Consider the following 25,470-nt stretch of genomic DNA (forward strand, 5'->3'; position numbering starts at 1 on the left):
GGTCAGGAAGCGTCCAGCTCCCCTTGGAGGAGGTGAGGACCGTGGCAGCCCACGACGACGACATCAACCGCGGCATCCGGCCCGGTCGCGGGTCCGAGGACCCCGCCGGTCAGGTTGCCTATCTCGAGCAGGAAATCGCCGTCCTGCGCCGCAAGCTCGCCGACTCTCCGCGTCATACGAGGATTCTCGAAGAGCGGATCGTCGAGCTGCAGACCAACCTGGCCGGCGTGTCCGCGCAGAACGAGCGGCTCGCCAACACGCTCCGTGAGGCCCGTGACCAGATCGTGGCCCTCAAGGAGGAGGTGGACCGCCTTGCGCAGCCCCCCGCGGGCTTCGGCGTCTTCCTCCAGGCCAACGAGGACGGCACGTGCGACATCTTCACCGGGGGCCGCAAGCTCCGGGTGAACGTCAGCCCCGGGGTGGAGCTCGACGAGCTCCGGCGCGGCCAGGAGCTGATGCTCAACGAGGCGCTCAACGTGGTCGAGGCCATGGAGTTCGAGCGCGCCGGCGACATCGTCACCCTCAAGGAGATCCTGGAGGACGGCGAGCGCGCCCTGGTGATCGGGCACACCGACGAGGAGCGGGTGGTCAGGCTCGCCGAGCCGCTGCTGGACACCACCATCCGCCCCGGCGACGCCCTGCTGCTGGAGCCGCGCTCGGGATACGTCTACGAGGTCATCCCCAAGAGCGAGGTCGAGGAGCTGGTCCTCGAGGAGGTCCCCGACGTCGACTACGACCGGATCGGCGGCCTCGGCGGCCAGATCGAGATGATCCGGGACGCGGTCGAGCTCCCCTACCTCCACCCCGACCTGTTCAAGGAGCACGAGCTGCGGCCGCCCAAGGGCATCCTGCTCTACGGCCCGCCCGGCTGCGGCAAGACGCTCATCGCCAAGGCGGTGGCCAACTCCCTTGCCAAGAAGGTCGCCGAGGTCACCGGACAGCCCGCGGGCAAGAGCTACTTTCTGAACATCAAGGGCCCCGAGCTGCTCAACAAGTACGTCGGCGAGACCGAGCGGCACATCCGCCTGGTCTTCCAGCGGGCCAGGGAGAAGGCGAGCGAGGGCACGCCCGTCATCGTCTTCTTCGACGAGATGGAGTCCCTCTTCCGTACCCGCGGCTCGGGCGTCAGCTCGGACGTGGAGAACACCATCGTCCCCCAGCTCCTCGCCGAGATCGACGGCGTCGAGGGGCTGGAGAACGTGATCGTGATCGGTGCCTCCAACCGCGAGGACATGATCGATCCCGCGATCCTGCGCCCCGGCCGGCTCGACGTGAAGATCAAGATCGAGCGTCCGGACGCGGAGGCCGCCAAGGACATCTTCGCCAAGTACCTCACCCCGGGCCTCCCGCTCCACGCCGACGACCTCGGCGAGCACAGCGGGTCCCGGGAGGCGGCCGCCGGCGCCATGATCCAGTCGGTCGTGGAGCAGATGTACGCGGAATCCGAGGAGAACCGCTTCCTGGAGGTCACCTACGCCAACGGTGACAAGGAAGTCCTCTATTTCAAGGACTTCAATTCCGGCGCGATGATCCAGAACATCGTGGACCGGGCCAAGAAGATGGCGATCAAGGCCTTCCTCGACCACGACCAGAAGGGCATCCGCGTCGCGCACCTGCTCCAGGCGTGCGTGGACGAGTTCAAGGAGAACGAGGACCTGCCCAACACCACCAACCCCGACGACTGGGCCCGCATCTCCGGAAAGAAGGGCGAGCGGATCGTGTTCATCCGCACCCTGGTCACCGGAAAGCAGGGCGCCGACACCGGCCGGTCCATCGACACGGTGGCCAACACCGGCCAGTACCTGTAGGGCGACGGCGGCTGCGGATGCCCGTCCCCCGTCCCCGCTCGCGCGGGGGCGGGAGGACTCCCAGCATCCGCAGCCGGCCGCTTTCCGGCCAGGTGACCCCGTACCACCAGCAATGACGCAATCGATCTCCCCTCCCGTGCAGCGGCGCAATAGGCTCTCCGGTATCGCCGAGCGGCGCGGCGGGGAAGAGCTCCGCACGCGCACCGGAGAGCAGCGGTATCTGAGCGTCACCCCGCGAAGGGGGCGCCGCCGGGCAAGGAGGGCCGCATGACCGTACGGCGAGTAATGGGCATCGAGACGGAGTACGGGATCTCCGTCCCCGGCCACCCGAACGCCAATGCCATGCTCACCTCGTCCCAGATCGTCAACGCCTACGCGGCGGCGATGCACCGGGCGCGGCGAGCCCGCTGGGACTTCGAGGAGGAGAACCCGCTGCGGGACGCCCGCGGCTTCGACCTCGCCCGGGAGGCGGCCGACTCCAGCCAGCTGACCGACGAGGACATCGGCCTCGCCAACGTGATCCTCACCAACGGCGCCCGCCTCTACGTCGACCACGCCCACCCGGAGTACAGCTCGCCCGAGGTGACCAACCCGCGCGACGCCGTGCTCTGGGACAAGGCGGGGGAGCGGATCATGGCGGAGGCGGCCGAGCGGGCGGCCCAGCTGCCCGGCGCCCAGCCGATCCACCTCTACAAGAACAACACCGACAACAAGGGCGCCTCCTACGGCACGCACGAGAACTACCTGATGAAGAGGGAGACGCCCTTCTCGGACATCGTGCGCCACCTGACGCCCTTCTTCGTCTCCCGGCAGGTCGTCACCGGTGCGGGCCGGGTCGGCATCGGCCAGGACGGCCACGAGCACGGCTTCCAGATCAGCCAGCGCGCCGACTACTTCGAGGTCGAGGTGGGGCTGGAGACCACGCTGAAGCGGCCGATCATCAACACCCGCGACGAGCCCCACTCCGACGCGGAGAAGTACCGGCGCCTCCATGTGATCATCGGCGACGCCAACCTCTCGGAGATCTCCACCTACCTCAAGCTGGGCACCACGGCGCTGGTGCTGTCCATGATCGAGGACGGCTTCGTCACCGTCGACCTGGCCGTGGAGCAGCCGGTGCGCACCCTGCACCAGGTCTCCCACGACCCGGACCTCCGGCACCTGGTCACGCTCCGCAGCGGCCGGATGCTGACCGCGGTGCAGCTCCAGATGGAGTACTTCGAGCTCGCGCGCAAGTACGTGGAGGAACGCTACGGGGCCGACGCCGACGAGCAGACCATGGACGTGCTCACCCGCTGGGAGGACACCCTCAACCGGCTGGAGAGCGACCCCATGAGCCTCGCCGGCGAGCTGGACTGGGTGGCCAAGCGGGAGCTGATGGAGGGCTACCGGCGCCGGGACGGCCTCGACTGGGACGCCGCCCGCCTCCACCTCGTCGACCTCCAGTACGCGGACGTGCGCCCGGAGAAGGGCCTGTACAACCGGCTGGCGGCCCGGGGGCGGATGAAGCGGCTGCTCGACGAGCCCGAGGTCCGGCGGGCCGAGAGCAGCCCTCCCGAGGACACCCGCGCCTACTTCCGGGGCCGCTGCCTGGAGCAGTACGCCGACGACGTGGCCGCGGCCTCCTGGGACTCCGTGATCTTCGACCTGCCGGGGCGGGACTCGCTCCAGCGGGTGCCCACGCTGGAGCCGCTGCGCGGCACCCGCGAGCACGTGAAGGACCTCCTGGACCGCTGCCGCACGGCCGAGGACCTGGTGAAGGTCCTCTCGGGCAGCTGATCCGGGGCTGAAGACGCTCAGAACCGGGAATGACCATGGTGGTCCCCGGACGTTGAGTGAAGCGCGGGGCCGGCACCGGGCCCGGCTTGTAGGGTCTGATCTTGACCGAAACGAACCCACGTCAGGGCGAAACGAGCGGGGTGAGGGACATGGCGACCAAGGACACCGGCGGCGGACAGCAGAAGGCCACGCGTTCCACCGAGGAGACCGACGAGCAGGCGCAGGAGGCGCAGGCGGCGGGCGACCTCCAGGAGCGCCAGGAGAAGCTCTCGGACGACGTGGACTCGGTCCTCGACGAGATCGACGACGTCCTGGAGGAGAACGCCGAGGACTTCGTGCGCTCCTTCGTGCAGAAGGGCGGCGAGTAGCGGAGGGCGCCCACGGGCGGCTCCTCCGAGGGTGCGGTACACGGCGCGCGGCCTGGCGGGTCCAGGCCGCGCGGCGTATCCGGGCCCCGGCCCGCGCCGTGTGCGCGGGCTCCCGGACCGTGTCGGATCCGGACCGCTTCCCGGTGCCGGTCCGATCGGTCGCGCCCGGTCTCCGAACCGTTTCGGCACCGTCCGCGGACCGCTTCCCGCGGCTTCGTCCGAACATGTGGATCACCGCCACGGGGCGGGTAGGGTCCGTGGCATACGGTGCATCGACTGCAATCCGGCCGGCGGCACGTGGGGGGACGACCCCGGCGCCCTGCGGCGGGCCATCGCACACCTGGAGGGAAACGCGTGGAAGCCAACACTCGTAGCACCGGGCGTCTACCGGCTGCCTTCCTGACGCCCGGCTCGTCGTCCTTCATGGACTTCCTGGGGGAGCACTCGCCCGAGCTGCTTCCCGGCAGGCGCGTGCTGCCGCCGGTGCAGGGCGCCATCGAGGCCCCGCACGGCACCACGATCGTGGCCGCCACCTTCCCGGGCGGAGTGGTGCTCGCGGGCGACCGCCGCGCCACGATGGGCAACATGATCGCGCAGCGCGACATCGAGAAGGTCTTCCCCGCCGACGAGTACGCGGCGGTGGGCATCGCCGGCACGGCGGGCCTGGCCGTGGAGATGGTCAAGCTCTTCCAGCTGGAGCTGGAGCACTTCGAGAAGGTCGAGGGGGCGCAGCTGTCCCTGGAGGGCAAGGCGAACCGGCTGTCGACGATGATCCGCAGCAACCTCGGGATGGCGATGCAGGGCCTGGCCGTGGTGCCGCTGTTCGCCGGCTGGGACCTCGACCGGCAGCGCGGCCGGATCTTCTCCTACGACGTCACGGGCGGCCGCTCCGAGGAGCAGGGATACGCGGCGACCGGTTCCGGCTCCCTCTTCGCCCGCGGCTCGATGAAGAAGCTCTTCCGCGACGACCTGACCGAGCAGGAGGCGACGACGCTGGTCGTCCAGGCGCTCTACGACGCCGCGGACGACGACTCGGCGACCGGCGGGCCGGACATGGCCCGGCGGATCTACCCCATCGTCACGGTGATCACGGACGAGGGCTACCGCCGGCTGGCGGACGCGGAGACGTCGGACCTCGCACGCGCCGTCCTCGACGGCCGCCTGGCACACCCCGACGGCCCCCGCGCCGCGCTGCTCTGATGTTTTCGCCTTCGACAGAAAGGGACGGATAGCCGGTGTCGACACCGTTCTATGTCTCGCCTCAGCAGGCGATGGCCGACCGGGCGGAGTACGCCCGCAAGGGCATCGCGCGCGGTCGCAGCCTCGTGGTGCTGCAATACGCCGACGGCATCGTGTTCGTCGGCGAGAACCCGTCCCGTGCCCTGCACAAGTTCAGTGAGATCTACGACCGCATCGGCTTCGCCGCCGCGGGCAAGTACAACGAGTACGAGAACCTGCGGATCGGCGGCGTCCGCTACGCCGACCTGCGGGGCTACACCTACGACCGCGACGACGTGACGGCCCGCGGCCTGGCGAACGTCTACGCGCAGACCCTGGGCACCATCTTCTCCAGCGCGGGGGAGAAGCCCTACGAGGTGGAGCTGGTGGTGGCCGAGGTCGGCGACCAGCCCGAGGGCGACCAGATCTACCGGCTGCCCCACGACGGTTCCATCGTGGACGAGCACGGCTCGGTGGCCGTCGGCGGCAACGCCGAGCAGATCAGCGGCTTCCTGGACCAGCGCCACCGCGACGGGATGTCCCTTGCGGAGGCGCTGAAGCTCGCGGTCCAGGCGCTGTCCAGCCAGGCCAACGGCAGCGACCGGGAGATCCCCGCGGAGCGCCTGGAGGTCGCGGTGCTGGACCGCACCCGGCCGCAGCAGCGGAAGTTCAAGCGCATCGTCGGCCGGCAGCTGGAGCGCCTGCTGGCGGCCGAGGAGGCGGCCACCACCCCGACGGACGCGCCCTCCGACGACCCGGACGAGGGGGAGTCGGCCCGGTAGGCCCACCCACCGGGTGCGCGTGTGCCCCGGGCCCCGTACGTACGGGGCCCGGGGCACACGCGCACCCGGGCGGGCTCCGGCCGCGGAGCCCTCAGAGGGCCGGGGGCGGCGCCGTGGAGCCCCTCGGGACCAGGCTCACCGGCAGCTGGTCCAGGGCGGGGGGACGGCCCTCCAGGACGTCCAGGAGGGCCTTCATACCGCGCTCCCCGACCTCCTCGGCGGGCAGCCGCACGGTGGTGAGCTCCGGCTCCAGCGCGCGGGCGAGCGCCACGTCGTCGAAGCCGGTCACCGACAGGTCGTGGGGCACCCGCAGCCCGAGCCGCCGGGCGGCCTTGCACGCGCCCGCCGCGAGGATGTCGTCGTCGCAGACGAGAGCCGTGGGCCGTGTTCCGGGGGAGGCCAGGGCCTGCTCCGCCGCCCGGCGGCCGGCGTCGACCTCGAGGGGCGCCCGGACGGTGCCGAGCGAGGTGCCGGACACGCCCTCCAGCGCCTCGCGCAGGGCGGCGGCCCGGACGTCGAAGGTCCAGGAGGGCACGGCGGAGGCGAGGTGCACGATCCGCCGGTGGCCGAGCCCGAGGAGGTGCCCGGCGATCCGGCGCATGCCGTCGGCGACGTCGAGGTTGACGTGGGCGGCCGCACCGGTGGCTCCGGGGGCGCTGTCCAGCATCACCAGGGGCAGGTCGGTGCCGCGGATGGCGCTGAGGGCGTCGGCGGCCATGGAGGAGGCGATCACCCCGTCCAGAGCCGCCCGGGCCGAGGCGAAGGGGTCCCGGGCCAGGCCGGTGCCCTGGGGCGAGGGGTAGAGGACCACCCCGAAGCCGTGGCGCGCCGCGACGGCCGCGGCCCCGGTGTAGACGCGGGCGAAGAACTCGTTGGTCAGCGCGGGCACCACGAGCAGCGCGGTCCGGGTGCGGCCGAGGCGCAGGTTGCGGGCGGCGAGGTTGGGGCGGTAGCCGATGTCCCGGGCGGCGGCCCGCACCAGCTCGGCGGTCCGCTCCGAGACCCGGCCCCGCCACTTCTCGCCCAGTACCAGGGAGACGGTGGCCTGGGAGACCCCGGCGGCCCGCGCCACGTCCTTGCTGGTGGGGCGTGCGGGCGCTCCGGCGGCAGGGGGGCGGCCGGTGGAGTCTGCCATGGGTGCCCGTCCTCGGCCGCGCGGGATCGGCTCGTCCGGGGCGGCGGCGCGGTGGACCCGCGGACTGGGGTCATGGTACGTATGAAGGAACGCGTTATACGTAAAACTCCGGCGTGGTCCGGGGGAGAAGGGCAGGACCGATGGCCGCCGGGTACGCGGACATACTCAGGGCGCCGCACGCGGCGCGCCTGCTGGCGGGCACGCTGCTGGGCCGCCTGCCCAACGCCACCGGGCACATCGCGATCGTGCTGTTCACCCGGGCCGAGGGCGGCAGCTACACCCTCGCCGGCGCCCTCGCGGCCGTCTACGGCCTGGCCACCGCGGTGGGCCAGCCGCTCCTCGGGCGGGCCGTCGACCTCCACGGCCAGCCCCGCGTGCAGCTCCCCGCCGCCCTGGTCTCCGCGTGCGGCATGGCGCTCCTCGCCCTCGTCGGCACCGGCTCCCTCCTCCTCGCCTACACCGCCGTCGCGGTGGCCGGCCTGTTCACCCCTCCGCTGGAGGGCGGGCTGCGGGCGCTGTGGCCGGGCATCCTGGGGCGCGAGGACCGCGTCCACCGGGCCTACGCCATGGACGCCGTCGCCCAGGAGGTCATGTTCACGGTCGGCCCCCTGCTGGTCACCCTGCTGGTATCGCTCTGGTCGCCGGCGGCCGCCCTCCTGGTCATCAACGCCCTGGGCCTGCTCGGCGCCCTGTCGGTGGTCCTCTCCGAGCCCTCGCGCACCTGGCGCTCGGCGCCCCGCGAGGCGCACTGGCTGGGCGCCCTGCGCTCGCCCGGCCTCCTCGCCCTCCTCGGCGCCTTCCTCTTCGTCGGGCTCGCGCTCGGCTCGATCACCGTCGCGGGCGTCGCCTACGCCGACGACCACGGCCGCCAGAGCGTCTACGGCTGGCTGATGGCGGCCCTGGGGCTCGGCGCGCTGGTCGGCGGCGTGCTCTACGGGGCACGGCAGTGGGCCGGCCCGCCGGAGCGCCGGCTGCGGATCATCACCGCCCTGCTGGCGCTCGGCTACCTGCCCCTGGTCCTCACCCCGGGCGTGGCGGCCATGACCGCGCTCGCGGCGCTCGCCGGGGTGTTCCTGGCCCCGGCCATCGCCTGCGCGTTCATCGTCGTGGACCGGCACGCGCCCCGCGGCACGGTCACCGAGGCCTTCTCCTGGCTGGTGACCACCTTCGGCGTGGGCGCCGCGCTCGGCACCGCCGTCGCCGGGCCCGCGGTCGAGCTCGGCGGCACCCCCTGGAGCTTCGCGGTCGCCGCGGCGGGCGGATTCGCGGCCCTGCTCGTGCTGACGGCCACTCAGGGCGTGCTGGCCGCCCCGGCCCGGGAGGCCGCCCTTCCCGCGCCGGACGGGGCCGCCGGAGCAGGCGCAGCGCAAATTGATCGGAACGGGGCCGTCCAACCCGGTTTCAGCTCCGGCCGTGAGGCGTAATGTTCAGACATGGACCGCCGCATTTTCGGGCTGGAGAACGAGTACGGCGTCACGTGCACGTTCAGGGGACAGCGCCGACTGTCACCTGACGAAGTGGCGCGCTACCTCTTCCGCCGTGTCGTGTCATGGGGCCGCAGCAGCAATGTGTTCCTGCGGAACGGCGCCCGCCTGTACCTGGACGTGGGATCGCATCCGGAATACGCAACGCCGGAATGCGACAACGTGACCGAGCTGGTCACCCACGACAAGGCCGGCGAGCGCATTCTGGAAGGCCTGCTCGTGGACGCCGAGCGCCGCCTGCACGAGGAGGGAATCGCGGGCGACGTCTATCTCTTCAAGAACAACACCGATTCCGCGGGCAACTCCTACGGCTGCCACGAGAACTATCTGGTGGCCCGGCACGGGGAGTTCTCCCGGCTGGCCGACATCCTCATTCCCTTCCTGGTCACCAGGCAGCTGATCTGCGGCGCGGGCAAGGTGCTCCAGACCCCCCGGGGCGCGGTCTACTGCGTCAGCCAGCGCGCCGAGCACATCTGGGAAGGCGTCAGCTCGGCCACCACCCGCTCGCGGCCGATCATCAACACCCGCGACGAGCCGCACGCCGACGCCGAGCGGTACCGCCGCCTCCATGTGATCGTCGGCGACTCCAACATGTCGGAGACGACCATGCTGCTCAAGGTCGGCGCCACCGACCTGGTGCTGCGCATGATCGAGGCCGGCACCGTGATGCGCGACCTCACCCTGGAGAACCCCATCCGGGCGATCCGCGAGGTGAGCCACGACACCACCGGCCGCCGCAAGGTCCGCCTGGCCTCCGGCCGGGAGGCCTCCGCCCTGGAGGTGCAGCGCGAGTACTACGAGAAGGCGGTGGACTTCGTCGACCGCCGGGGCATCCGCACCGGGACGGTGGCCCAGGTCCTGGAGCTGTGGGGCCGCACCCTCGACGCCATCGAGGCCGAGGACCTGGACCGCATCGGGACCGAGATCGACTGGGTCATGAAGTACCAGCTCCTGGAGCGCTACCGCGCCAAGCACAACATGACCATGTCGCACCCGAGGGTGGCGCAGATAGACCTCGCGTACCACGACATCCACCGGCGCCGCGGGCTGTACTACCTCCTGGAGCGCAAGGGCCAGGCCGCCCGCATCTGCAACGACCTGAAGATCTTCGAGGGGAAGTCGGTGCCCCCGCAGACCACCCGGGCGCGGCTGCGCGGCGACTTCATCCGCCGCGCCCAGGAGCAGCGGCGGGACTTCACCGTCGACTGGGTCCACCTCAAGCTGAACGACCAGGCCCAGCGCACGGTCCTGTGCAAGGACCCCTTCCGCTCGGTCGACGACCGCGTGGAGAAGCTGATCGCCGGGATGTAGCACGCAGGGTCGGAACGTCACCCGGGCCCCGTACGTTTCTCGTGCGGGGCCCCTGGCACGTCCTAGAGTGTCCCGGACCGACCGACCGTGCCGTCTGAGATCTGAGGAACACGTGCGCCGACTAGCCGGCCTTCTCGTCGCCCCGTTGCTGCTGCTGTCGGCAGTGGCGTGCGGCAGCGAAGGCAAGGGATCCGATTCCGTCTCGCCCGCGGGCGGCCTGCCCGCCATCACCGCCGGTGCCGCGTTCGGCGAGAAGCCGACCCTCGCCAAGGGGGAGGGCGACCCGCCCGAGGAGCTGAAGACCGAGGTCATCAGCGAGGGCGACGGCGCAGTGGTGAAGAAGGGCGACCAGATCGAGGTCAACTACCTCGGCCAGGCCTGGGACTCCGACGAGCCCTTCGACAACAGCTTCGACCGTGGGGAGCCCTTCAACCTGACCGTCGGCGCGGGCCAGGTCATCAAGGGCTGGGACCAGGGCCTGGAGGGCCAGAAGGTGGGCAGCCGCGTCGAGCTGGCCATCCCGCCGGAGCTCGGCTACGGCGAGCAGGGCCAGGGCCAGATCAAGCCGAACGCCACGCTGGTCTTCGTCGTCGACATCCTGAAGGCCACCACCATCCCCAAGGTCGCCGAGGGCACCGAGGTCGCCCAGGACAACATCGACCTGCCCAAGGTGGGCACCAACACCGACGGCAAGGCGCCCTCGATCACCGTCCCGGACAAGGACGCCCCGACCGAGCTGGTCTCCACCTACGTCATCGAGGGCGACGGCCCCGAGGTGAAGAAGTCCGACACCCTGGCCGTGGCCTACAAGGGCGTGCTCTGGAAGGGCGGCAAGGAGTTCGACAGCAGCTACGCCCGCGGCAACGAGCCGGTGAGCTTCCCGCTCTCCCAGGTGATCCCGGGCTGGCAGGACGGCCTGGCGGGCAAGAAGGTCGGCAGCCGTGTGCTGCTGGTCATCCCGCCGGACCAGGCCTACGGCGACGCGGAGCAGCAGGGCATCCCGGCCGGTTCCACGCTGGTGTTCTCGGTGGACATCCTGGCCGCCTCCTGAACCCCGGGGCCACGGGGCCCGACGGCGCGAGCACCGCGCCCGGCCCCGTGGCCCCCGCGCGTACCGCCCGCGGGGGCGCACGGCGGGGTCCGCGCCACCCCCGCGCACCGCAACGCGCCACCGGTCCGCTTCTGAGAGACTGACCGGGCCTGCTCAACTGAGAGACACAAGGAGCACCATTCCCGTGAGCATCGACAAGCCCGAGATCGACTTCCCGGGCGGCGAGCCGCCGAAGGACCTGGAGATCAAGGACATCTGGGAGGGCGACGGCCCGGAGGCCAAGAAGGGCGACGTCGTCCAGGTCCACTACGTGGGCGTGGCCTTCTCCACCGGCGAGGAGTTCGACGCCTCCTGGAACCGCGGCACCCCGCTGCGCTTCCAGCTCGGCACCGGCCAGGTCATCGCCGGCTGGGACCGGGGCGTCCAGGGCATGAAGGTCGGCGGCCGGCGCCAGCTGACCATCCCGGCGCACCTGGCCTACGGCGACCGCGGCGCCGGCAGCGCCATCGCCCCCGGTGAGACGCTGATCTTCGTCTGCGACCTGGTCGCCGTCTGACCGCTGGCGACGGGCCCCTGACGGGCCGTCGAGCGGGCCGGCGCACCGCGACGAGGGCCCACGCCCCAGGCGTGGGCCCTCGCTTTGGTCCGGACACGCCGGGACGGTACGGTCGTCGCTCGTAGGGGACGTGAGCGGAAGAGGTGGCGGGCGTCGATGGCCATTGCCAAGGCCGAGCGGCTGATGAACCTGGCGCTGTGCCTGCTGGGGACCCGGCGCCCGCTCAGCAAGCGCGAGCTGCGGGGCTCCATCGAGGCGTACCTGGAGGCGTCCACCGACGACTCCTTCAACCGCATGTTCGAGCGTGACAAGGACGACCTGCGCGAGCTGGGCCTCGTCATCGAGACGGTGGAGGCCCTCGACGGGGAGATCGGCTACGTCGCCCGCGGCGACAGCAACCGCCTCCCCCCGATCACCCTGGACGCCGAGGAGGCCGCCGCGCTCGGCCTGGCCGCCAGGGTGTGGCAGCAGGCCCGGCTCGCCGGAGCGGCCAGCGGGGCCCTCCAGAAGCTCCGCGCCGCGGGAATGCCCGAGACCGAGGACTCCTACGAGGAGCGCCCCGGCGCCCTGGAGCCCCGCATCCCCGTCCACGAGGCCGCCTTCGAGCCGCTGATGCTGGCCTGCCGCGACCGCCGCCCGGTCGTCTTCGCCTACCGCAAGGCCAACGCCGCCCGCCCCGAGCAGCGCACCGTCGAGCCCTGGGCCCTGGAGTGCTGGCGCGGCCACTGGTACCTGGCCGGTCACGACCGCGACCGCGGTGCGGAGCGCGTCTTCCGGCTGTCCCGGATCACCGGCAGGGTCCGCGCCCGCACGGGCGGGTACACCGCACCCGTGCCCGACGTCGTCACGGTCCGCGAGACGGTGGCGACCTGGGCCGGCGAGACCGCCACCCGCACCGCGCTGATCCGGCTGCGCTCCGGCTGCGGCTACCCCCTGCGCGCCCGTGCCGTCGCGGTCCGGGAACTCGGCGGCGGGTGGGACGAGTTGGAGATTCCGTACGGGCACGGGCTGGACGCCTGGCTGGTGGAGTTCGGGCCGGACGCCGTCGTGCTGGAACCCGCGGACCTGCGGGCCGACGTGGTCGACCGGCTGCGCGCCGTGGCCAAGGGCTGAGAGAGAGGCGTACGACGTGGCCGCCAACGCCATCGACCAGACCCGGCGGATGCTCTCGCTGGTGACCTATCTGCGCGAGCGCCCCGGAGCGTACATCGCCGACGTCGCGCGCGCCTTCGGCATCACCGAGGACGAGCTCATCTCCGACCTGGACGTGCTGCCGATGTGCGGCACCAGCTTCCGGGGCGGCGACCTGCTCGACATCGACACCGACGGCGAGCGCATCTGGTGGCGCAATCCCGACGCCTCGGGGGAGTCCACCGCCGAGCCGCTGCGCCTGGCCGCCGACGAGGCCACCGCCCTGCTGGTCGCCGCCCGCGCGGTCGCCACACTGCCCGGCCTGCGCGAGGGCGACCGCGACGCCCTGCTGCGGGCCACCGCCAAGATCGAGGGCGCCGCGGGCGAGGCGGCCGGCGCCAGCTCCCGGCTCTCGGTGACCTTCGAGTCCGAGGGCGGCGTCTTCGCCGAGGTCGACCGGGCGATCTCGGAGCGCCGCCGGCTGTGGCTGCGCTACTACTCCCCGGCACGGGACGAGCTCACCGAGCGCGAGGTCGACCCGATCCGGCTGTTCGCCGTGGGCCACACCTACATGGAGGCGTGGTGCCGCCAGTCCGAGGCGCGGCGCACCTTCCGCCTCGACCGGGTCGCCGAGATCCGGCTGCTGGACGAAGCGGCGGCACCGCCCGAGATCGAGCTGCGGGACCTGTCCGAAGGGCTCGTCCAGCCCTCGGCCGAGGACCCGGAGGTCGTGGTGGAGGTCGGCCCCGGCGGCCGCTGGGTCGCCGAGTACTACCCGCACGACAGCGCCGAGGAGCTGCCCGACGGCGGGCTGCGGATCACGCTGCGCACCCCGGCCCCCGCCTCGCTGCGCAGGCTGGCGCTGCGGCTCGGCCGGGACGGCAGGATCGTGTCGCCGCCGGAGCTGGCGGCCAGTGCCAGTACCGCGGCGCGGGAGGCGCTGGCGGCGTACGACGACCGGGATTGAGGAGCTGCGTTGCGCATGTCATTCGTTCCCGGTGCCGCCCAGGCGCCCCAGACGGTGGGCCCGGTGCTCTTCAAGGCCGCCTGCCCGGACTGCCGCGGGCGCTTCGAGCTGTCCGCCGGGGCACTGCGCCTGGCGATCGGCGGGAGCCGCCGCACCACCTTCTACTCCTTCACCTGCCCCGAGTGCGGTGCGGCCGTCCGCAAGCCGGCGGGGGAGCGGATCGTCGAGCTGCTCACGGGCGGCGGGGTGCGGACGCTCCGGCTCCACACGGGCTGACCCCCGCGTCCTCTCCGGGGCCGCCCGGTCCGGTGCCCTGCGCGGCCCGGGACGGTCAGGGTCTAGGCTCGTCGCATGTTCTGGCCCATGCTCGCCGTCGCCCTCGGCTTCCTCGGGATCGCCGTGCTCGGCGTCCTCGGTATCAGCGTCTTCGTCGAGGCCAGGCGCCTGGGCGACGAGGTCGCCCGGACCGCCGCCCGCATCGACCGCGCGGCACAGGACCTGGAGCGGGCCGCGACGGACCTCGCGCACACCGGCGAGTCGCTGCGCTGACCCTCCGGCGGGAACCCCCTCCGCCCCGGGCCCCGCGGATCCGGCTGGAGGAGGTCTCCTCGGGGGCGTGGGGCGGGGGGTACGCTGAATGCGTCGCTCTCCGCTCCCCTGCAGGGAGGGGAGGCCGGGAGGACGTGCGGGCATTGCCCCTCGTTTACCCCGACGGGTTACGATCGCAGCGCATGCGCGGTGACCGGACAGGCGTCCGACCGCCGGGTACCAGCCGAAGCCGCCACGGTTAGAAGGAAGTCGCCCATGATCGGCAATCTGAAGCCTCTCGAGATCGTTCTGATCATCGCCGTCATCCTCCTGTTGTTCGGTGCGAAGAAGCTGCCCGAGATGGCCCGTTCGCTCGGCAAGTCCGCGCGCATCCTCAAGAGCGAGGCCAAGGCGATGAAGAAGGACGACGAGCCGTCGCAGACTGCTCAGCAGACTGCCGAGCAGGACCCTTCCCAGCAGTCGACGTCACACCGCACGATCCAGGCCGCGCCCGGTGACGTGACCAGCTCCCGCCCGGTCGGCGAGACGAACCGCACGACCCAGAGCTGAGCCGCCCTCCGCCACCGCACGAGACGAGGAACGTGGGTTGCTCAAGTCTGCCCGCAAGCAGGACGAGGACGCCGAGGGCCGCATGCCCTTGGCGGATCACCTGCGTGAGTTGCGAAACCGCCTGCTGAGGTCGGTCCTTGCCATCGTTGTCGCGGTGGTGATCGCCGCCTTCTTCCAGAAGGACATCTTCGAGTTCCTGATGCGGCCGATCCTTGAATCGGTGGGATGCGTCGACGGCGCCGTGACGACCAAGAACGGCGATCCGTGCGCCATGATGACGACGAACGGCCTGCTGTCGCCGTTCACCATCACGCTGAAGGTCTCCCTGATGGCGGGCGTGCTGTTCGCCACGCCCATCTGGCTCTACCAGCTCTGGGCCTTCGTCGCCCCCGGGCTGCACCGGCAGGAGAAGCGCTACTCCCTCGTCTTCGCCTCCGTCGGTGTCCCGCTGTTCGCCGCGGGCTCCTACCTGGCGTACTCGATCCTTCCGCAGACCGCGGAGATCATGCTCAGCTTCACGCCGGACAACGCCCAGAACCTGCTTCCGCTGGACGACTACCTCGACCTGATCACGCGGATGATCGTGGTCTTCGGTGCCGCTTTCGAACTCCCGCTCCTGCTCATTCTGCTGAACTTCACCGGAGTCCTCAGCGGTCGGCGGATGCTGGGCTGGTGGCGCGGAATGATCATCGGCCTGACCGCCTTCGCCGCGATCGCCACGCCCGGCGGTGAGCCGATCTCCATGCTCCTGCTGGCCGGCCCGCTCGCGCTGCTGTACTTCATGGCCGTCGGTGTCTCCCTGGTGAACGACCTGCGCCGTCGCCGCAGCGACCCCGACGCGGGCCTCTCCGACGACGAGGCGTCCCAGCTGGACCTCGCCCCGGTGGCCGTCGGCGAAGCCGAGCCGCTGCCCGGGCAGCGCTCCCTGCCGGAGCAGCCGGGCGGCGAGCCGCGCCGCTCCACCGGCTACGACGACGTGACCTGAGAGACCCCCGGGTCCCGCCCCTCACGGCGGGCCCGGGGCTCCTCCCGTGCAGCGGAGGCTGCGGCGGTTCCTAGATCGACGGTGATCCGCCGAGCTGCCACGTCCGGTCGCCGGCGCCGTCGTTCTGGATGTTGTAGACGACCTTTCCGTCGGCCGTCCATCCGCCGGGCGAGCTTGAGGTGTACGTGCTCGTCTTCAGCCGGATCGTCCCGTCGGAGAATCCGCTCATGGACGCCTGCAGGTTCCCCGAGGTCCTCCGCTGGACCGCGTCCCGGCGCTCCAGCCGGACCTCGACGAGGACCTTCTCCATACCGCAGCAGGCGCCACCGCCGCCGTCCTTCCAGCTCACGACCGCCTGCGCGTGGTAGCGGTTGGACGCGTCGCGGACGACGCAGAGTTTGACGTAGATGTCGAGGTTCGGGCCGACCGTGTCGACTTCCCTGTGCTGTGTGGAGGAGCACTTGGTCGTTGCGGCCGCGGAGGCGGGCGCCGGAGTGGCCACCACTCCCGTCAGGGCCGCGCCTGCGGCAACGGCGGCGGAGGTGATCTTCCTGTGGATACGCATGGTTTCCCCCTCGTGGCGGGGCGTGTCGTCCCGCCAGTGAGTTCGTTCGGTCACAGACGATCTTCGCCGAGGGGGGTGCAGCCTGTCTCCGGCCTATCCGGGCGTCGTTGGCCGGATACCGCCAGACCGCTTCCCGGCTGCCGTGTCGCGGCCCCCGCCCCGCCGGTGCCGGAACGGTGCGCGTCCGGGGCGGACGGGACGTCGTTAAAGATCCGCTGACTGTCCGAGGTGGCGGGTAGGCTCGGAAGCAAGATGACCGAGGATCTCTCCCCCGCCGAGCGCTACGCCGCCGCCCGCGTCCGTACCCGGGAGGAGGCCACCGCGCTGGCCCCCTTCCGTGCCCTGTACGACTTCGACCTCGACCCCTTCCAGATCGAGGCGTGCCAGGCCCTGGAGTCCGGCAAGGGCGTCCTCGTGGCGGCGCCCACCGGCTCGGGCAAGACCATCGTCGGCGAGTTCGCCGTCCACCTCGCCCTCGCGCAGGGCCGCAAGTGCTTCTACACCACCCCGATCAAGGCCCTGTCGAACCAGAAGTACACGGACCTGGTGAAGCGGTACGGGGCCGAGAAGGTCGGGCTGCTCACGGGCGACAACAGCGTCAACTCCGAGGCGCCCGTCGTCGTGATGACCACCGAGGTCCTGCGGAACATGCTCTACGCGGGCTCCCAGTCGCTGCGCGGCCTGGGCTACGTGGTCATGGACGAGGTGCACTACCTCTCCGACCGCTTCCGCGGCGCGGTCTGGGAGGAGGTGATCATCCACCTGCCCGACTCGGTGACCCTGGTGTCGCTCTCGGCGACCGTGTCCAACGCCGAGGAGTTCGGCGACTGGCTGGACACCGTCCGGGGCGACACCCAGGTGATCGTCTCCGAGGAGCGCCCCGTCCCGCTGTGGCAGCACGTCATGGCCGGCCGCCGGATGTACGACCTCTTCGAGGAGAGCACCGACCACGGCGGCCGCGGGCGCGGCCGCCGCGAGGTGAACCCCGATCTGGTGCGCCTGGCCCGGATGGAGAACTCGCGCTCCTACAACCCCCGCGACCGGCGCCGGGGCAGGGTGGTCCGTGAGGCGGACCGGGAGCGCGAGCGGCGCGCCCGCAGCCGCATCTGGACCCCGGGCCGGGCGGAGGTCATCGACCGCCTCGACGCCGAGGGACTGCTGCCCGCGATCACCTTCATCTTCAGCCGCGCCGGCTGCGAGAGCGCCGTCCAGCAGTGCCTCCACTCCGGCCTGCGGCTCAACGACGAGGCCGCCCGCGCCGAGGTCCGCCGGATCGTCCAGGAGCGCACGGCCGCCATACCCGGCGAGGACCTGCACGTCCTCGGGTACTACGAGTGGCTGGAGGGCCTGGAGCGCGGCATCGCCGCCCACCACGCGGGCATGCTCCCGACCTTCAAGGAGGTCGTGGAGGAGCTGTTCGTGCGCGGCCTGGTGAAGGCCGTGTTCGCCACCGAGACCCTGGCGCTGGGCATCAACATGCCCGCCCGCTCGGTGGTCCTGGAGAAGCTCGTGAAGTGGAACGGCGAGCAGCATGCGGACATCACCCCCGGCGAGTACACCCAGCTGACCGGCCGCGCCGGGCGGCGCGGCATCGACGTCGAGGGCCACGCCGTGGTGCTGTGGCAGCGGGCGATGGACCCGGCGGCGCTCGCCGGCCTCGCGGGCACCCGCACCTACCCGCTGCGCTCCAGCTTCCGCCCGTCGTACAACATGGCGGTCAACCTCGTCCACCAGTTCGGGAGGCACCGTTCGCGCGAGCTGCTGGAGACCTCCTTCGCCCAGTTCCAGGCGGACCGCTCGGTCGTCGGCATCTCCCGCCAGGTCCAGCGCAACGAGGAGGGGCTGTCCGGCTACCGCGAGGGGATGACCTGCCACCTGGGCGACTTCGAGGAGTACGCCCGCCTCCGCCGCGAGCTGAAGGACCGGGAGAACGAGCTGGCCCGCCAGGGGGCGGCCCAGCGCAGGGCGGCCGCGGCCGCCTCGCTGGAGAAGCTCCGCCCGGGCGATGTGATCCACGTGCCGACCGGGAAGTTCGCCGGCCTGGCGCTGGTGCTCGATCCGGGCCTGCCCGCGGGGCGCACGGGCGGCCAGCGCGGCTTCGAGTACCACGACGGCCCGCGCCCGCTGGTGCTGACGGCAGAGCGTCAGGTCAAGCGCCTGGCCTCGATGGACTTCCCGGTGCCGGTGGAGGCGCTGGAACGGATGCGCATCCCCCGGTCCTTCAACGCCCGCTCGCCGCAGTCCCGCCGCGACCTGGCCTCGGCGCTGCGCACCAAGGCGGGCCACATCGTGCCGGACCGCCACCGCAGGGGCCGCGCGGCGGCGGCCGACGACCGGGAGATCGGCCGGTTGCGGAGCGAACTGCGCGCCCACCCCTGCCACGGCTGCGACGAGCGCGAGGACCACGCCCGCTGGGCCGAGCGCTACCACCGCCTCCAGCGTGACACCCGCCAGCTCGAACGGCGCATCGAGGGCCGGACCAACACCATCGCCCGGACCTTCGACCGGATCGTCGCCCTGCTGACCGAGCTGGACTACCTGCGCGCGGACGAGGTCACGGAGCACGGCAGGCGCCTGGCCCGCCTCTACGGCGAGCTGGACCTGCTGGCCAGCGAATGCCTGCGCGAAGGGATCTGGGAGGGCCTCGGCCCGGCCGAACTCGCCGCCTGCGTCTCCGCGCTGGTGTACGAGTCGCGTCAGGCGGACGACGCCGTGGCGCCCAAGGTCCCCGGTGGCGCGGCGAAGGCCGCGCTCGGCGAGATGGTCCGCATCTGGGGCCGGCTGGACGCGCTGGAGGAGGAGTTCAGGATCAACCAGGCCGAAGGGGTCGGGCAGCGTGAGCCCGACCTCGGGTTCGCCTGGGCCGCGCACCAGTGGGCCTCCGGCCGGGGCCTGGACGAGGTGCTGCGCGAGGCCGAGATGCCCGCGGGCGACTTCGTGCGCTGGTGCAAGCAGGTCATCGACGTGCTCGGCCAGATCGCCGCCGCCGCGCCGGCGGACGGCGGGACCGTCGCGAAGAACGCCCGCAAGGCCGTCGACGGCATGCTGCGCGGGGTGGTCGCCTACAGCTCGGTGGGCTGAGCGGGGGCTTCGCGGTCCCCGCCGGGCGCACCCCGGCCCGCGGGCCGGGGTGCGCCCGGCGGCGGAGGGACGCTCCCGGCCGCCGGAGCCCGGGGTGCGGCGGGGCTCAGCTCCAGAAGGCGTCGACCTGGTCGAGGTCCTCGGTGCAGAGGTCGACGTCGGTGACCTTGCCGCCCATGATCGTGAAGAACAGGCCCTCGCGGACCTCGATCCCCCGGTCGCCCCGGTCGGCGCGGGCCGTGTGGAAGGCCATCACATGGCCCCGCCCGTCGGTGAGGACGGCCTCCACCTGGATCTGCAGGGTGCCCTTGGTCTCCTCTCCCATGCGGCGGAAGAGGTCGAGGACCGCTTCACGGCCCTTGTGGTGCCCGGAGAGCGGGTTGTGCCCCGGCACGTGGTAGACGGCGTCGGCGGTCATCAGTGAGTTCAGCGTCTCCATGTCGCCTTCGCTGAACGCTACGTAGCCCCGGCGGACCAGGGCGCAGTCAGGGTGTTCGGACATCACGGAACACGCGCCTTTCGTTCCTCTTCGTCCTGTTTCCTTCCATCATCCGCCGCTTGCCGGACGCTGTCCACGAGCGCCCCGCTCCTCCGCGCGAGGGCGGCGGCTCCCGCCCCGGACCCCGGGATCCCCGGGCCCCCGGGCCGCGCGGCGCAAAAAGATCCCCTCCCGACCAATCCGATCGTCCGCCCCGCTCCGAACAAGGGGAGAGGGGCGGCCGACGGCCGTCCGGAGGGAGCGGGAATGACAGCGACACAGCGGCGGCGCGTCGCCGTGGTGGGCGGAGGGGTCGCCGGACTGACCGCGGCATACGTCCTCCAGCGCGCCTGCGACGTGACCCTGTTCGAGGCCGACGACCGTCTCGGGGGGCACGCCCACACCCACGAGGTGCCGGGCGCCGGAGGACGGCTGCACCGGGTGGATTCGGGGTTCATCGTCCACAACGAGCGCACCTACCCCCTGCTGCTGAGGCTCTTCTCCGAGCTCGGAGTGGCCACCCAGGACGCCGAGATGAGCATGTCCGTGCGCTGCGAGGGCTGCGGGCTGGAGTACGCCGGAGCGCGCGGCCCCGCCGGACTCTTCGCCCGCCCCGGGCAGGCGCTGCGCCCCCGCTACCTGAGGATGCTCACCGAGGTGCCGCGCTTCCACCGAAGGGCCCGCCGCCTCCTCGACGGCGGCGGCGACGAGGGCCTGACGGTGGGCCGGTTCATCGAGGACGCCGGCTTCTCCCCGTACTTCCGGGCCCACTTCATGGCCCCGGTCGTCTCCTGCGTGTGGTCCTGCGACGCCGAGACCGCACTGCGCTACCCGGCCCTGCACCTGTTCCGCTTCCTCGACCACCACGGGATGCTCGGCATTACCGGCTCCCCGGTCTGGCGCACCGTCACCGGCGGTTCGCGGGAGTACGTCGACCGGATCGCCAAGCAGCTGACCGCCGTGCGCACCGGTGCGCCCGTGCGCGTCCTGCGCCGGTACCCCGGAGGCGCCGAGGTCACCACCGACGACGGCGTGACGCGCTCCTACGACGGCGTGGTCGTCGCCACCCACCCCGACCAGGCGCTGCGGCTGCTCGCCGACGCGAGCGGGGAGGAGCGCCGCACCCTCGGCGCGTTCACCTACTCCCGGAACACCACCGTGCTCCACACGGACGCCTCCCTGCTGCCCCGTGCCCCCGGCGCCCGGGCCAGCTGGAACTTCTCGATGCCCGGCTGCGAGGCCGGAGCGGGTGCCGTCCGGGTCAGCTACGACATGAACCGGCTCCAGCGGATCGACGCCCCCGAGCGCCATGTGGTCACCCTCAACGGCTCCGACGGCGTCCCCGCCGACCGGGTACTGGCCCGCATGGAGTACGAGCACCCCGTCTTCACCCCCGAGTCGGTCGCCGCCCAGCGCCGGCTGCCGGGCCTCAGCGGCCCGGTGACCGCCTTCGCCGGGGCCTACCACGGCTGGGGGTTCCACGAGGACGGCTGCCGCTCGGGGGTCCTGGCTGCCCGGGCCCTGGGTGTCACCTGGTGAGCGCCGCCCTCTACCCCTGCACGGTCACCCATGTGCGCACCGGCCCCACCCGCTACGCCCTGCGCCACCGCACCTACCTCTGGCTGCTCGACCCCGACGAGCCTCCCCGGCTGCCGCCGCCGCTGCGCCCCTTCGCCCGCTTCGAGGCCCGCGACCACTTCGGCGGGACCGCTCCGACCATCCGGGCCGGACTGGCCGACTTCCTCGCCGCCCGCGGCATCGAACTCGGCGACGCCCGGGTGCTGATGCTCGCCCACGGCCGGGTCCTCGGGCACGTCTTCAACCCGCTGACCCTGTACTGGTGCCGCCGCGCCGACGGCACGCCGCTGTGCACCGTCGCCGAGGTCCACAACACCTACGGGGAGCGCCACTGCTACCTGCTGCGTGCCGACGGAGCCCACCGGGCCTCGGTGGACAAGGAGTTCTACGTCTCCCCCTTCTTCGACGTGGACGGCCGCTACCGCATGCGGCTGCCCGAGCCCGGCCGGGAGCTGGAGCTGACGGTGCATCTGGAGCAGGGGTCCGAGCGGCCCTTCACCGCCACCGTGCGCGGCAGGAGGACCCCGGGTACCGCCGCTGGTCTGCTGCGCTGTCTTCTCCGCCGCCCGCTGTCGACCCTCGCCGTGTCCGCCGCCATCCGCTTCCACGGCATACGCCTGTACCTGCGCGGCCTGCCCGTCAGGCCCCGTCCCCGCCATCTGCCCCAGGAGGGTGTCCAGTGACCGTTCCCGTCGTCCCCGCGCCCGCGCGCACCGACCGCGTCGACGCGGCCCGGTGGCCGGACGTCGCCACGCTGCCGAAGGCGTCCCGGCTGCGCACGGCGGCCGCCGAGCGGATCGTGCGCCATGCCGTCCGCTCCCTTCCGCTGAGGCTGCGACTGGCCGGCCGCTCCCGCCCGCTGGGCCTCGGCGGACCGCTCCTCGACGTACACGACCCCGGGGCCTTCTTCCGCCGCATCGGTGCGGGGGGCCTCATCGGCTTCGGCGAGTCGTACATGGCCGGGGAGTGGGACGCCCCCGACCTGGTCGCGGCGCTCACCGTGCTCGCCGGGAACGCCGGGACCCTGGTGCCCCCGCAGTTGCAGAGGCTGCGCGCCGCCTGGGCGCCGAAGCAGCCCGCCCGGCACCGCAACACCGCGGACGCCACACGGGCCAACATCAGCCACCACTACGACCTGTCGAACGAGCTGTTCGCGCTCTTCCTCGACGAGACCCTCACCTACTCCTCCGCGCTCTTCCGCGGCTTCCCCGCCGAGGCGGCGCTGCTCCCGGCGGCCCAGCGGCGCAAGGTCGACCGGCTGCTGGACCTCGCCGAGGTGGGCGAGGGGACCCGGCTGCTGGAGATCGGCACCGGCTGGGGCGAGCTGGCCCTGAGGGCGGCCGCCCGCGGTGCGCGCGTCGTCACCGTCACCCTCTCCGAGGAGCAGCAGCGGCTGGCGCAGCGCCGCCTCCGCGAGGCCGGTCTCGAGGACCGGGCCACCGTCCTGCTGCGCGACTACCGCAAGGTGGCCGGCGTCTACGACGCCGTCGTCAGCGTGGAGATGATCGAGGCCGTCGGCGCGGAGTTCTGGCCCGAGTACTTCGCCACCCTGGACCGGCTCCTCGTGCCCGGAGGGAGGGCGGCCCTCCAGGCCATCACCATGCCCCACGAGCGGATGCTGGCCTCCCGCGACACCCACACCTGGATACAGAAGTACATCTTCCCCGGCGGGCAGATCCCCTCGGTCGAGGCCGTCGAGCAGAGCACAGCGGCCACCGCCCTGCGCACCACCCGCCGCGACGGCTTCGGCGCCCACTACGCCGAGACCCTGCGGCTGTGGCGCGAGCGCTTCACGGAACGGGACGAGCAGGTCGGGGAACTGGGCTTCGACGAGACCTTCCGGCGGATGTGGACCTTCTACCTCGCCTACTCCGAGGCCGGGTTCCGCTCCGGCTACCTCGATGTGCAGCAGATCCGGCTCACGAAGGGAGAGACGGCATGACCGCGACCACCACGGCACGCGCGGGCACCGGGCAGGGGGCCGCGCAGCGGCTGCTGCCCCTGGTGGAGGAGTTCCTGGGCGGCCGCCTGCCCCTGCGGCTGCGCGCCTGGGACGGCTCGACCGCGGGCTCCGGCGACGGCCCCGTCGTGGTGCTCCGCTCCCGCAGGGCACTGCGGCGCCTGCTGTGGCACCCCGACGAACTCGGCCTCGCCCGGGCCTATGTCACCGGGGAACTCGATGTCGAGGGCGACCTGGCGGAGGCCCTGCGCACGATGTGGGCCGCCGCCCGGCACCGCGCCCTCGCACCGCCCCGGCTCTCCGCCGGCGACCGCGCCCGTGCCCTGCGCACGGCCGCACGCCTCGGCGCCCTCGGCCCCCGTCCGCCCGCCCCCGCCGCGGAGGCCAGGCTCACCGGGGCACTGCACAGCAGGTCCCGCGACCGTGCGGCGATCAGCCACCACTACGACCTGTCCAACGCCTTCTACTCCCTGCTGCTCGACGAGACCCTGGCCTACTCCTGCGCCTACTGGTCCGAGACGGAACCGGAGCAGACGCTCGCCGGGGCGCAGCACGCCAAGCTGGAGCTGGTGTGCCGCAAGCTCGGGCTGCAGGGCGGCGACCGCCTGCTGGACGTCGGCTGCGGCTGGGGATCCCTCACGCTGTACGCCGCCGAGCGGTACAAGGTCCGCGTCACCGCGGTGACGCTCGCCGCGGAACAGGCCGAGCACGTCCGCGCCCAGGTGCGCGAACGGGGGCTGGGGGAGCTGGTCGACGTCCGTCTGCGCGACTACCGCGACCTGGACGGCGGCGGGTACGACGCGGTCTCCTCGATCGAGATGGGCGAGCACGTGGGCGACGCCGAGTACCCCGCCTTCACCGCCCTGCTGCACGGGATGCTCCGGCCGGGCGGGCGTGTGCTGGTGCAGCAGATGTCCCGGGGCGCGCGCGCACCCGGCGGCGGTGCGTTCATCGCGTCGTACATCGCCCCCGACATGCACATGCGTCCGGTCGGCGACACGGTCTCCCTGCTGGAGGGCGCCGGGCTGGAGGTGCGCTCCGTGGAGTCGCTGCGGGAGCACTACACGCGCACGGTGGGCGCCTGGCGGGACACGCTGGAGGAGCGCTGGGGGGAGTTCTCCGCGCTGGTCGGCGAGGAGACCGCCCGGGTCTGGCGGCTCTACCTCGTCGGCGGCGGGCTGGCCTTCGAGGAGCGGCGGATGGGGGTCGACCAGATCCTGGCGGTCCGGCCGGCGGAGGACGGCGGCTCCGGGATGCCCGCGACGCCGGGGGAGTGGTACGCGCCGTGAACGGCTTCGCGTGGGCGGCCTTCGCCCAGGGACTCGGACTGTGTGCCGCCGCCGCTCTGGCGGTGATGCTGACCACCTTCGCCGTCGCCGTGCGCCGGGGGCTGCACCGGATCGTGGACGTCGCCTGGGGGATCGGCTTCGCCGCCGTGGCGCTGGTCTCCCTCGCCGCCTCCGCGGGCGAGGGAGACGCCCTGCGCCGGGTGCTGGTGACCGTCCTGACCTGCGTGTGGGGCCTGCGCCTGGCGGTGCACATCGCCCGCCGGGGCAGGGGCCACGGCGAGGACCCGCGCTACGAGCGCCTGCTCTCCCGCGCCCCGGGCAACCGGAACCTGTACGCGCTGCGGATGGTGTACCTGCTCCAGGGCGGGCTGGTGTGGCTGGTCTCCCTGCCGGTGCAGGCGGCCTCCTACGTCCGGGGCCCGGCCGGGGCCGCCGTGTGGGCGGGCTGCGCGCTGTGGCTGGCCGGCCTGCTCTTCGAGGCCGTCGGCGACGCCCAGCTCGCCCGCTTCAAGGCGGACCCCGCCAACCGGGGCAGGATCATGGACCGCGGCCTGTGGTCCTGGACGCGCCACCCCAACTACTTCGGCGACTTCCTCCTCTGGTGGGGCCTGTTCCTCTTCGTGGCCGACGCCCCCGCCGCGGCCGCCGCCTGCCTGGTGAGCCCCGTGGTGATGAGCCTGCTGCTCACCCGGGGGAGCGGCAAGCGGCTGCTGGAGCGGCACATGGCCGACCGGCCGGGCTACGCCGCGTACGCCGCCCGGACCAGCGGTTTCCTCCCGCTGCCCCCGCGGCGGGCCGCGGGCGGCGCCGCCCGCAGGTGATCCCGGCGGGCCCCGCGGCCCGGCC

General features: G+C 72.5%; 25 protein-coding genes. 22 read left to right on the forward strand and 3 right to left on the reverse strand.

Annotation, left to right across the window (positions count from 1 at the left end; translation table 11 throughout):
• The first annotated feature begins 41 nt into the window (after positions 1 to 41).
• From arc to prcA, 6 genes are all read left to right on the forward strand, one after another.
• A complete protein-coding gene (gene arc, locus NPS70_RS13435) occupies positions 42 to 1,808 on the forward strand; it encodes a proteasome ATPase (protein ID WP_256524434.1) in 1,767 nt (588 codons plus the stop codon).
• Positions 1,809 to 2,075: 267 nt separating this feature from the next.
• A complete protein-coding gene (gene dop / locus NPS70_RS13440) occupies positions 2,076 to 3,587 on the forward strand; it encodes a depupylase/deamidase Dop (protein WP_256524435.1) in 1,512 nt (503 codons plus the stop codon).
• A gap of 149 nt (positions 3,588 to 3,736) precedes the next feature.
• On the forward strand, positions 3,737 to 3,955 hold the full coding sequence (locus NPS70_RS13445; RefSeq protein WP_256524436.1) for a ubiquitin-like protein Pup: 219 nt from the start codon (positions 3,737 to 3,739) through the stop codon (positions 3,953 to 3,955).
• Between the two features lie 226 nt (positions 3,956 to 4,181).
• Positions 4,182 to 4,358: an endonuclease domain-containing protein gene (locus NPS70_RS13450; RefSeq protein ID WP_308315010.1), complete on the forward strand. Its 177-nt coding sequence runs from the start codon at positions 4,182 to 4,184 to the stop codon at positions 4,356 to 4,358.
• On the forward strand, positions 4,310 to 5,155 hold the full coding sequence (gene prcB / locus NPS70_RS13455) for a proteasome subunit beta (RefSeq protein WP_256524437.1): 846 nt from the start codon (positions 4,310 to 4,312) through the stop codon (positions 5,153 to 5,155). The genes NPS70_RS13450 and prcB overlap by 49 nt, the downstream gene beginning before the upstream one ends.
• Before the next feature lie 35 nt (positions 5,156 to 5,190).
• Positions 5,191 to 5,955, forward strand: coding sequence for a proteasome subunit alpha (gene prcA, locus NPS70_RS13460; protein ID WP_256524438.1), 765 nt, complete (start codon positions 5,191 to 5,193; stop codon positions 5,953 to 5,955).
• A 91-nt stretch (positions 5,956 to 6,046) separates the two neighbouring features.
• Here prcA and NPS70_RS13465 read toward each other — a convergent pair whose 3' ends face one another.
• Positions 6,047 to 7,090, reverse strand: coding sequence for a LacI family DNA-binding transcriptional regulator (locus NPS70_RS13465; protein ID WP_256524439.1), 1,044 nt, complete (start codon positions 7,088 to 7,090; stop codon positions 6,047 to 6,049).
• 140 nt (positions 7,091 to 7,230) lie between these two features.
• On the opposite strand from NPS70_RS13465, the gene NPS70_RS13470 reads away from it, so the two are divergent.
• From NPS70_RS13470 to tatC, 10 genes are all read left to right on the forward strand, one after another.
• Positions 7,231 to 8,514, forward strand: coding sequence for an MFS transporter (locus tag NPS70_RS13470; protein ID WP_256524440.1), 1,284 nt, complete (start codon positions 7,231 to 7,233; stop codon positions 8,512 to 8,514).
• A gap of 9 nt (positions 8,515 to 8,523) precedes the next feature.
• On the forward strand, positions 8,524 to 9,885 hold the full coding sequence (gene pafA / locus NPS70_RS13475; RefSeq protein ID WP_256524441.1) for a Pup--protein ligase: 1,362 nt from the start codon (positions 8,524 to 8,526) through the stop codon (positions 9,883 to 9,885).
• 112 nt (positions 9,886 to 9,997) lie between these two features.
• Positions 9,998 to 10,936, forward strand: coding sequence for an FKBP-type peptidyl-prolyl cis-trans isomerase (locus NPS70_RS13480; RefSeq protein ID WP_256524442.1), 939 nt, complete (start codon positions 9,998 to 10,000; stop codon positions 10,934 to 10,936).
• 184 nt (positions 10,937 to 11,120) lie between these two features.
• Positions 11,121 to 11,492 carry an FKBP-type peptidyl-prolyl cis-trans isomerase gene (locus tag NPS70_RS13485; protein ID WP_256524443.1) on the forward strand — a complete coding sequence of 124 codons (372 nt, stop codon included), beginning with the start codon at positions 11,121 to 11,123 and terminating at the stop codon, positions 11,490 to 11,492.
• A 156-nt stretch (positions 11,493 to 11,648) separates the two neighbouring features.
• The gene (locus tag NPS70_RS13490; protein ID WP_256524444.1) at positions 11,649 to 12,605 is read left to right on the forward strand and encodes a YafY family protein; all 957 of its coding nucleotides are present in this window, start codon (positions 11,649 to 11,651) and stop codon (positions 12,603 to 12,605) included.
• A 16-nt stretch (positions 12,606 to 12,621) separates the two neighbouring features.
• Complete coding sequence (locus tag NPS70_RS13495; protein ID WP_256524445.1) at positions 12,622 to 13,590, forward strand: WYL domain-containing protein; 969 nt, start codon at positions 12,622 to 12,624, stop codon at positions 13,588 to 13,590.
• Between the two features lie 15 nt (positions 13,591 to 13,605).
• A complete protein-coding gene (locus NPS70_RS13500) occupies positions 13,606 to 13,866 on the forward strand; it encodes a CpXC domain-containing protein (RefSeq protein WP_256524446.1) in 261 nt (86 codons plus the stop codon).
• A 75-nt stretch (positions 13,867 to 13,941) separates the two neighbouring features.
• Entirely contained in the window at positions 13,942 to 14,139 is a 198-nt protein-coding gene (locus NPS70_RS13505; protein WP_256524447.1) for a hypothetical protein, read from the forward strand.
• A 255-nt stretch (positions 14,140 to 14,394) separates the two neighbouring features.
• Entirely contained in the window at positions 14,395 to 14,688 is a 294-nt protein-coding gene (gene tatA, locus NPS70_RS13510) for a Sec-independent protein translocase subunit TatA (RefSeq protein WP_256524448.1), read from the forward strand.
• 37 nt (positions 14,689 to 14,725) lie between these two features.
• A complete protein-coding gene (gene tatC / locus NPS70_RS13515) occupies positions 14,726 to 15,673 on the forward strand; it encodes a twin-arginine translocase subunit TatC (RefSeq protein ID WP_256524449.1) in 948 nt (315 codons plus the stop codon).
• Positions 15,674 to 15,743: 70 nt separating this feature from the next.
• Here the strand turns inward: tatC and NPS70_RS13520 are convergent, their stop codons facing one another.
• Positions 15,744 to 16,238: a hypothetical protein gene (locus NPS70_RS13520; protein ID WP_256524450.1), complete on the reverse strand. Its 495-nt coding sequence runs from the start codon at positions 16,236 to 16,238 to the stop codon at positions 15,744 to 15,746.
• 252 nt (positions 16,239 to 16,490) lie between these two features.
• On the opposite strand from NPS70_RS13520, the gene NPS70_RS13525 reads away from it, so the two are divergent.
• Positions 16,491 to 19,319: an RNA helicase gene (locus NPS70_RS13525; protein WP_256524451.1), complete on the forward strand. Its 2,829-nt coding sequence runs from the start codon at positions 16,491 to 16,493 to the stop codon at positions 19,317 to 19,319.
• A gap of 106 nt (positions 19,320 to 19,425) precedes the next feature.
• Here NPS70_RS13525 and NPS70_RS13530 read toward each other — a convergent pair whose 3' ends face one another.
• A complete protein-coding gene (locus NPS70_RS13530; RefSeq protein ID WP_256524452.1) occupies positions 19,426 to 19,821 on the reverse strand; it encodes a nuclear transport factor 2 family protein in 396 nt (131 codons plus the stop codon).
• A gap of 243 nt (positions 19,822 to 20,064) precedes the next feature.
• Here NPS70_RS13530 and NPS70_RS13535 point away from each other — a divergent pair, with 243 nt between their 5' ends.
• The 5 genes from NPS70_RS13535 to NPS70_RS13555 are packed head-to-tail and all read left to right on the forward strand — an operon-like array spanning position 20,065 to position 25,445.
• Positions 20,065 to 21,336 carry an NAD(P)/FAD-dependent oxidoreductase gene (locus tag NPS70_RS13535; protein ID WP_256524453.1) on the forward strand — a complete coding sequence of 424 codons (1,272 nt, stop codon included), beginning with the start codon at positions 20,065 to 20,067 and terminating at the stop codon, positions 21,334 to 21,336.
• Positions 21,333 to 22,058 carry a DUF1365 domain-containing protein gene (locus tag NPS70_RS13540; RefSeq protein WP_256524454.1) on the forward strand — a complete coding sequence of 242 codons (726 nt, stop codon included), beginning with the start codon at positions 21,333 to 21,335 and terminating at the stop codon, positions 22,056 to 22,058. The genes NPS70_RS13535 and NPS70_RS13540 overlap by 4 nt, the downstream gene beginning before the upstream one ends.
• Positions 22,055 to 23,317 carry a class I SAM-dependent methyltransferase gene (locus NPS70_RS13545; protein WP_256524455.1) on the forward strand — a complete coding sequence of 421 codons (1,263 nt, stop codon included), beginning with the start codon at positions 22,055 to 22,057 and terminating at the stop codon, positions 23,315 to 23,317. Before NPS70_RS13540 ends, NPS70_RS13545 begins: the two co-directional genes overlap by 4 nt.
• Complete coding sequence (locus NPS70_RS13550; protein ID WP_256524456.1) at positions 23,314 to 24,624, forward strand: cyclopropane-fatty-acyl-phospholipid synthase family protein; 1,311 nt, start codon at positions 23,314 to 23,316, stop codon at positions 24,622 to 24,624. The genes NPS70_RS13545 and NPS70_RS13550 overlap by 4 nt, the downstream gene beginning before the upstream one ends.
• Positions 24,621 to 25,445 (forward strand): DUF1295 domain-containing protein, encoded by an 825-nt coding sequence (locus tag NPS70_RS13555; protein ID WP_256524457.1) that lies wholly within the window; start codon positions 24,621 to 24,623, stop codon positions 25,443 to 25,445. Before NPS70_RS13550 ends, NPS70_RS13555 begins: the two co-directional genes overlap by 4 nt.
• Positions 25,446 to 25,470: the final 25 nt, after the last annotated feature.

This window comes from Streptomyces sp. C10-9-1, assembly GCF_024497955.1.
In the GTDB taxonomy this organism is placed as follows: Bacteria; Actinomycetota; Actinomycetes; order Streptomycetales; family Streptomycetaceae; genus Streptomyces; species Streptomyces sanyensis.

Coding starts and splice junctions, on each gene's coding strand:
- dop (WP_256524435.1), top strand. CDS start 2,076: ATGACCGTACGGCGAGTAATGGGCATCGAGACGGAGTACGGGATCTCC.
- NPS70_RS13445 (WP_256524436.1), top strand. CDS start 3,737: ATGGCGACCAAGGACACCGGCGGCGGACAGCAGAAGGCCACGCGTTCC.
- NPS70_RS13465 (WP_256524439.1), bottom strand. CDS start 7,090: ATGGCAGACTCCACCGGCCGCCCCCCTGCCGCCGGAGCGCCCGCACGC.
- NPS70_RS13470 (WP_256524440.1), top strand. CDS start 7,231: ATGGCCGCCGGGTACGCGGACATACTCAGGGCGCCGCACGCGGCGCGC.
- pafA (WP_256524441.1), top strand. CDS start 8,524: ATGGACCGCCGCATTTTCGGGCTGGAGAACGAGTACGGCGTCACGTGC.
- NPS70_RS13490 (WP_256524444.1), top strand. CDS start 11,649: ATGGCCATTGCCAAGGCCGAGCGGCTGATGAACCTGGCGCTGTGCCTG.
- NPS70_RS13500 (WP_256524446.1), top strand. CDS start 13,606: ATGTCATTCGTTCCCGGTGCCGCCCAGGCGCCCCAGACGGTGGGCCCG.
- NPS70_RS13505 (WP_256524447.1), top strand. CDS start 13,942: ATGTTCTGGCCCATGCTCGCCGTCGCCCTCGGCTTCCTCGGGATCGCC.
- tatA (WP_256524448.1), top strand. CDS start 14,395: ATGATCGGCAATCTGAAGCCTCTCGAGATCGTTCTGATCATCGCCGTC.
- NPS70_RS13520 (WP_256524450.1), bottom strand. CDS start 16,238: ATGCGTATCCACAGGAAGATCACCTCCGCCGCCGTTGCCGCAGGCGCG.
- NPS70_RS13525 (WP_256524451.1), top strand. CDS start 16,491: ATGACCGAGGATCTCTCCCCCGCCGAGCGCTACGCCGCCGCCCGCGTC.
- NPS70_RS13530 (WP_256524452.1), bottom strand. CDS start 19,821: ATGTCCGAACACCCTGACTGCGCCCTGGTCCGCCGGGGCTACGTAGCG.
- NPS70_RS13535 (WP_256524453.1), top strand. CDS start 20,065: ATGACAGCGACACAGCGGCGGCGCGTCGCCGTGGTGGGCGGAGGGGTC.
- NPS70_RS13550 (WP_256524456.1), top strand. CDS start 23,314: ATGACCGCGACCACCACGGCACGCGCGGGCACCGGGCAGGGGGCCGCG.